This is a genomic window from Apilactobacillus xinyiensis, assembly GCF_019656235.1.
GTDB classification, from domain to species: Bacteria; Bacillota; Bacilli; order Lactobacillales; family Lactobacillaceae; genus Apilactobacillus; species Apilactobacillus xinyiensis.
Map to the genome: position 1 here is coordinate 21,412 of NZ_BPLL01000022.1, position 6,206 is coordinate 27,617.

The window sequence follows — 6,206 nt, forward strand, 5'->3', positions numbered from 1 at the left end:
ATTTAATTAACCGTTCATTACTTCTTTTTCTTTGTCAGCAACGATTTGTTCAACATTTTTAATGGATGCATCAGTAATTTTTTGAATTTCATCTTCTAAACGATGAGCTTCATCATCAGTAAAGTCATCATTTTTGTTACCTTTTTTAACTGAATCCATTGAATCACGTCTTACATTTCTAACAGCAACTTTACTTTGTTCTCCAGTTGCTTTTACTTGTTTAGCAATTTCTTTCCTACGTTCTTCAGTAAGTTGAGGAACAACTAAACGAATATTATCACCATCATTAGCAGGGTTAATTCCAATATTAGCTTCTAAAATACCCTTTTCAATATTATCTAAAGCACTTTTATCATATGGAGTAACCATAATTACACGTGGCTCTGGAATAGTGATAGAAGCAATTTGGTTTAATGGAGTATCAGCTCCATAGTAACTAACTTTAACATTATTCAATAAACTAGCATTAGCATGTCCAGCTCTAATTGTGCTTAATTCTCTTTTTAAAGCTTGTTCTGCCTTACCCATTCTATCTTTAGATGAGATAATTATTTCATTTGAGTTCATAATTTTACTTTCCTTTCACTGTTGTTCCAATATGTTCACCTTGAACAACTTTTTTTATGTTACCTGGTTTATTCAAATTAAATACTACTAGAGGAATACTATTATCCATTGACAGTGTACTTGCTGTAGAGTCCATGACTTTTAATCCTTTATTAATAATATCCATTTGAGTTAATTCATCATATTTTACAGCATTAGGATTTTTATTAGGATCGTCAGAGTATATGCCATCAACACCATTTTTAGCCATTAAAATAGCATCAGCATGAACTTCAGCTGCTCTAAGGGCAGAAGTAGTATCTGTAGAAAAGTATGGATTACCGGTTCCACCAGAAAAGATAACTACACGATTTTTCTCTAAATGACGAACAGCTTTTCTACGAATATATGGTTCTGCTATTTGACGCATTTCAATTGAAGTTTGAACTCTTGTAGGTACATTTAATGATTCCAAATTATCTTGTAATGCTAAACCATTCATAATGGTAGCAAGCATTCCAATATAATCAGCTTGGGTTCTTTCCATCCCCATTTGTGAGCCAGCAATTCCACGCCACATGTTACCGCCACCTACGACGATAGCAATTTGGATTCCTAAATCATAAATATCTTTAATTTCTTCAGCAATCTTTTTAATAACTGGCGGATTGATTCCAAATCCTTGATCGCCAGCCAAAGCTTCTCCGCTTAGCTTTAAAACGATACGTTTATATTTCAAGTCTGACATCAATGTTCCTCCCAGGATGTTGTTTATTAATTATAATTTTAGCATAATATATAAAACAACGATAGTTTATTAACATATAAAGATACAAAAAAAGACGTGCATTGCACATCTTTTTTCAAAATGATTATTTCATTTGTTCTTTAACTTCGTCGGCAAAGTTAGTTTCTTGCTTTTCAATACCTTCTCCAACTTCATAACGAGCATAATCTTTTAATTTACCGCCCTTAGAAGCAACATATTGAGAAACAGTTTGGTCTGAATCCATAACGAAATCTTGATCAGCTAAACTAATACCTGATAAGAATTTGTTAAGTCTACCTTCAACCATTTTTTCAACGATGTTTTCTGGTTTGCCTTCATTCAAGGCTTCTTTCTTAAGCACTTCTTTTTCATGTTCTAAACGATCTTGAGGAACAGAATTACGGTCTAAGTATTCTGGATGAGCTGCAGCAGTATGCATAGCAACGTGTTTTGCAGTTTCATCATCCGCACCATCAATAAGAACTAAAGCACCAATCAAACCACCATTGTGTAAATATGCACCAAAATGTTCATTTTCAGATTTGTTAAAAATTTGGAAACGACGTAAAGTGATTTTTTCACCAGTAATTTGAGTAGTGTTAATGATAGTATCACTAACTGTACCTTTATCAGTCTTTAATTGTAAAGCTGCTTCAACGTCAGCAGGTTTTTCTTTAACAATTTTGTCAGCAATTAATTCTACTAATTGGATAAAATCATCATTACCAGCAACGAAATCTGTTTCAGCATTAACTTCAACAATAGCAGCTGAATCACCATCAACAGCAATTCTAGTTAAACCAGCAGCTGCAACACGGTCACTCTTCTTTTGAGCCTTTGCGATACCTTTTTCACGTAAGTAATCAAGTGCTTTTTGTTCGTCACCATCAGAAGCAACTAAAGCCTTTTTAGCATCCATCATACCAACACTAGTCTTGTCACGTAATTGTTTTACTTGAGCAGCAGTTATTTTTGCCATAATAAATGGCCTCCTTATCTTTATACACTAAACAAAAATATTATAAAAGGCTGACTTAGCCCAGGCCTTTTCCGGTCTAAAAACATAAGTCAGCCTAAGTGTTTAACAAATACTATTTAGATAATTATTTGTTTTCACTTTCGTTATCTTCTTCTTTGAAGGTGTTTTCGTCAACTTGTTCTTCACCTTGGTTACCTTCAACAATAGCATCAGCCATCTTAGAAGTAATCAAACGAACAGCACGAATAGCATCATCATTTGATGGGATAATAACATCGATATCATCAGGATCAGTGTTAGTATCAACCATAGCAACAATAGGAATGTTTAATTTATGTGCTTCGTTAACAGCTAATTGTTCTTTACGAGGGTCAACGATGAACATAACATCAGGAATCTTAGGCATATCTTCGATACCACCTAAGAATTTTTCTAGTTTAGCAGTTTTCTTCTTAAGTAAAGAAACTTCTTTTTTAGGTAGACGTTCAAAAGTACCGTCTTCGGCCATTTTCTTAAGGTCTTTTAAGTACTTGATACGACTTTGAATAGTATCCCAGTTAGTTAAAGTACCACCTAACCAACGATGGTTAACGTAGTATTGACCAGCTCTTTTAGCTTCTTCTTCGATTGAATCTTGAGCTTGTTTTTTAGTACCAACAAAAAGTACAACAGCACCCTTAGCAGCTTCATCTTTCATGTAATTGTAAGCATCATCAGCCATCTTTACAGTTTTTTGTAAATCGATGATGTAGATACCATTACGTTGAGTAAAGATGTATTTAGCCATCTTAGGATTCCAACGACGAGTTTGGTGTCCAAAGTGCACACCAGCTTCTAATAATTGTTTCATAGAAATAACAGACATGTTATTAATCCTCCAAAATAGTTTTTTCCTCCCCACAGCTCGCGTAGATAAGAGACTTTAAAGCACTGTCTTAACTATCACTGTAGGTGTGAATTGATATTTATTAATACCGACAAGTATTATAACTAAAATTTAAAAAACAATCAACTAAAAGTTATTTAATTTCTACTAATTTATCTGATGTTCCTTTTTCAATTAAGTCTTTATTTGCACTCATTGAAAATTTAACCATATTTTGAACAGCTGTTTTAGTATAAAAAGCAATATGTGGAGTAACTAAAACATTTTCACGTTGCATTAAATCCTTCAATCTTTCATCTGGAATTTTATCAAAGCTGCCAAAATCTTTGTTAAATACACCTACTTCATCTTCGTATACGTCTAAAGCAGCCCCAGCAACTTTTCCACTGTCTAACGCTTTAATTAAAGCATCCGTGTCTATTAAAGTTCCACGAGCTGGATTCAAAATCCAAACGCCATCTTTCATTTTAGAAAATGCATCGTCGTTTAACATATGTTCATTTTCCTTAACTGCAGGTGCATGAATAGATAATACATCAGATTTTGCATATAATTCGTCAGGAGTATCCACATAGATACCTTCTTTTTCCAACTCTGGATTATGATAAATATCATATGCAATCACTTTAGCACCAAAGCCACGATAAATATTGATAGCTGCACGTCCAATACGACCTGTGGCAAATACTCCAACTGTCATTTTATTTAATTCATCAGCTTGATCAGGAGCCCAAGTTAAATCACCATTAGCTTGTTTTTGATCAAATTTTTTAGTTCTTCTTAATAATCTCATTAGTTCAGTAACGGTAAATTCAGCAATTGCTTGAGGAGAATAAGCAGGAACATTAGTTACTTTAATGTTGTTAGCTTTTACAGCAGCATTATCCACGTTGTCTACTCCAACGTTTCTTAATGACAATGATTTGATTCCAAACTGACCTAGTTTATTTAAAACTGATTCAGTATATGGTTTTTGTTGGTATGCAACTACACCATCACATCCCTTTGCTTCTAAAACCGTTGAATCATCAAGCAAACGTTTTTCTAATTGAACTTCTACCTGTGGATTTTCTTGTTCCCATTCTTTAAAATATAGCATTTCGTCATCTCTGACACCATAAGCAATAATTTTCATGAAAAAACCTCCAGCACATTATTTAATATTAGTAATTAATAATTGCTAACAGTAGGTATTATAACATTTACAAGAATTAAAGTAAGTGTCTGTCTACCCCATGATTTATTAAATACATTATTTTTTTATTTCTAGTCTGATGTTTGAACTGATACTCTTTTTGCAAAGCCAAATGTTTATCGGAAAAGCTTTCATAATAAATCAAATCAACTGGTAAATGTGATCTAGTATATTTAGCACCCTTCCCAGCTTGATGTTTTAATAAACGCTGCTGAACATTAGTAGTATATCCTCCGTATAAGGAATTATCGCCACATTTTAAAACATAGAAATAATATTTGCTATTTTCCATACAACATTTCTCTAATTAAAGGTGTATACTCATTATTCTCATCATAAACCGTGATGGGAGGAAGAGCTTTTAATCCACCTATTTTGCCACTTTTAATTCCCTCAACTAACACAATATTCGCATTTTTATTAATTCGTGGATATACAAACTGCACTTGTTTGGGTATAATTCCGTGTTCACTCATTTTCAAAAATAATTCCGTTAGTCTATCAGGGCGATATACGAAGAAAGCTTTTCCATTAGTTTTTAACAAACCTGAACTAATTTTCATTATATCGTCCAAGTTAGTAGTTATTTCATGTCTAGCTATGGCTAAGTGCTTATTGGGATTTTTTTTGCTAGAAACTAAGTTAGGAAAATATGGTGGATTACAAGTTATGATATCAACAGAATCTTTTTTTATATGCTTAAAGCTATTCAATAAATCATCTTGAATGACCGTTAACTTGTTATCTAAATCGTTAAGTGTAACACTTCTTTTTGCCATGTCAGCCAATTTTGGTTGTAGTTCAACAGAGTCAATAATACCGTTAACCTTATGCGCTAAAAACAAACCAACTGCCCCATTTCCAGCACAAAGATCCACTAGTTTAATCTTTTTTAGTGGGATTTTGGTAAAATAAGCTAGCAAAACCGCATCTAGTGAGAAAGAAAAGACTTCTGGATTTTGGATTATTTTAACATCATTACTATAAAGCTGATCAATTCGTTCGTTTTCGTTTAAATTTATATTCATAAAACAATACCATTCCTAAAATAAAAAATTTACATAAACAATAATTTATATAATAATATAACTTGGAAAAAATAGAGAGGAGAAATAATAATGTATTCTTTTTTAAGAGTGTTAGCACGCATTATTTTCTTTTTAATCAATGGAAAAATGTCAATTCGAAACAAAAATAAAATTCCAGAAGGTAATTACATACTGGTAGCACCACATAGGACCTGGTTTGATCCACTTTATTTTGCATTAGCATCAAGCCCTAAAAAATTTGCCTTTATGGCTAAAAAAGAATTATTTAAAAATCCTATTTTAAGATTCATTTTAGTTCATGCAAATGTATTAAGTGTTGATAGAGAAAACCCTGGTCCTTCCGTAATCAAAGAACCTGTCAAAGTTTTAACTAAAAGTGATTTATCACTAATAATTTTCCCATCTGGAACGAGACATTCAAGTGAGTTAAAAGGTGGCGCATCCCTAATTGCTAAATTAGCCAATAAACCGTTAGTGCCAGCTGTTTATCAAGGACCTTTATCACTAAAAGCACTATTTTCAAGAAAAAAAACATACGTTAACTTTGGTGACCCTATTTATATAGACCGAAAAGTTAAACTAAATGATGAAGCTCAAAAAAACATTGAAAATCAAATGCAAGCTGCATTTGATAAATTAGATAAAGAAATTAACCCTAATTTTAAATATGTTGATATTTCTAAGAAAAAATAAAAAGAAGTGTGATTATTGTACCGCCTTAAAAAAGTTAGACATAATATCTAATTTTTTAAGGCGGTTTTTTTATGTCAAAATATTCAACT

8 protein-coding genes are annotated in these 6,206 nt (G+C 32.3%); 1 reads left to right on the forward strand and 7 read right to left on the reverse strand.

The window, feature by feature from the left end; translation table 11 throughout:
* Nucleotides 1-6: 6 nt before the first annotated feature.
* From frr to K5Q11_RS05595, 7 genes are all read right to left on the reverse strand, one after another.
* Complete coding sequence (frr, locus tag K5Q11_RS05565) at nt 7-567, reverse strand: ribosome recycling factor (RefSeq protein ID WP_220751793.1); 561 nt, start codon at nt 565-567, stop codon at nt 7-9.
* A gap of 4 nt (nt 568-571) precedes the next feature.
* Nucleotides 572-1,294 carry a UMP kinase gene (gene pyrH / locus K5Q11_RS05570; protein WP_220751795.1) on the reverse strand — a complete coding sequence of 241 codons (723 nt, stop codon included), beginning with the start codon at nt 1,292-1,294 and terminating at the stop codon, nt 572-574.
* A gap of 124 nt (nt 1,295-1,418) precedes the next feature.
* A complete protein-coding gene (tsf, locus tag K5Q11_RS05575) occupies nt 1,419-2,294 on the reverse strand; it encodes a translation elongation factor Ts (protein WP_220751797.1) in 876 nt (291 codons plus the stop codon).
* Between the two features lie 124 nt (nt 2,295-2,418).
* Nucleotides 2,419-3,159 (reverse strand): 30S ribosomal protein S2, encoded by a 741-nt coding sequence (gene rpsB, locus K5Q11_RS05580; RefSeq protein WP_054656952.1) that lies wholly within the window; start codon nt 3,157-3,159, stop codon nt 2,419-2,421.
* A 154-nt stretch (nt 3,160-3,313) separates the two neighbouring features.
* A complete protein-coding gene (locus tag K5Q11_RS05585) occupies nt 3,314-4,315 on the reverse strand; it encodes a D-2-hydroxyacid dehydrogenase (RefSeq protein ID WP_220751799.1) in 1,002 nt (333 codons plus the stop codon).
* 76 nt (nt 4,316-4,391) lie between these two features.
* Nucleotides 4,392-4,667: a GIY-YIG nuclease family protein gene (locus tag K5Q11_RS05590; RefSeq protein WP_220751801.1), complete on the reverse strand. Its 276-nt coding sequence runs from the start codon at nt 4,665-4,667 to the stop codon at nt 4,392-4,394.
* On the reverse strand, nt 4,657-5,403 hold the full coding sequence (locus tag K5Q11_RS05595; RefSeq protein ID WP_220751803.1) for a tRNA1(Val) (adenine(37)-N6)-methyltransferase: 747 nt from the start codon (nt 5,401-5,403) through the stop codon (nt 4,657-4,659). The genes K5Q11_RS05590 and K5Q11_RS05595 overlap by 11 nt, the downstream gene beginning before the upstream one ends.
* A gap of 87 nt (nt 5,404-5,490) precedes the next feature.
* Here K5Q11_RS05595 and K5Q11_RS05600 point away from each other — a divergent pair, with 87 nt between their 5' ends.
* Nucleotides 5,491-6,117, forward strand: coding sequence for a lysophospholipid acyltransferase family protein (locus K5Q11_RS05600; protein WP_220727845.1), 627 nt, complete (start codon nt 5,491-5,493; stop codon nt 6,115-6,117).
* Nucleotides 6,118-6,206 lie beyond the last annotated feature (89 nt).

What these genes read in the sequence shown, in the direction of transcription:
- frr (WP_220751793.1), bottom strand. Translation starts at nt 567, where the DNA reads ATGAACTCAAATGAAATAATTATCTCATCTAAAGATAGAATGGGTAAG.
- pyrH (WP_220751795.1), bottom strand. Translation starts at nt 1,294, where the DNA reads ATGTCAGACTTGAAATATAAACGTATCGTTTTAAAGCTAAGCGGAGAA.
- tsf (WP_220751797.1), bottom strand. Translation starts at nt 2,294, where the DNA reads ATGGCAAAAATAACTGCTGCTCAAGTAAAACAATTACGTGACAAGACT.
- rpsB (WP_054656952.1), bottom strand. Translation starts at nt 3,159, where the DNA reads ATGTCTGTTATTTCTATGAAACAATTATTAGAAGCTGGTGTGCACTTT.
- K5Q11_RS05585 (WP_220751799.1), bottom strand. Translation starts at nt 4,315, where the DNA reads ATGAAAATTATTGCTTATGGTGTCAGAGATGACGAAATGCTATATTTT.
- K5Q11_RS05590 (WP_220751801.1), bottom strand. Translation starts at nt 4,667, where the DNA reads ATGGAAAATAGCAAATATTATTTCTATGTTTTAAAATGTGGCGATAAT.
- K5Q11_RS05595 (WP_220751803.1), bottom strand. Translation starts at nt 5,403, where the DNA reads ATGAATATAAATTTAAACGAAAACGAACGAATTGATCAGCTTTATAGT.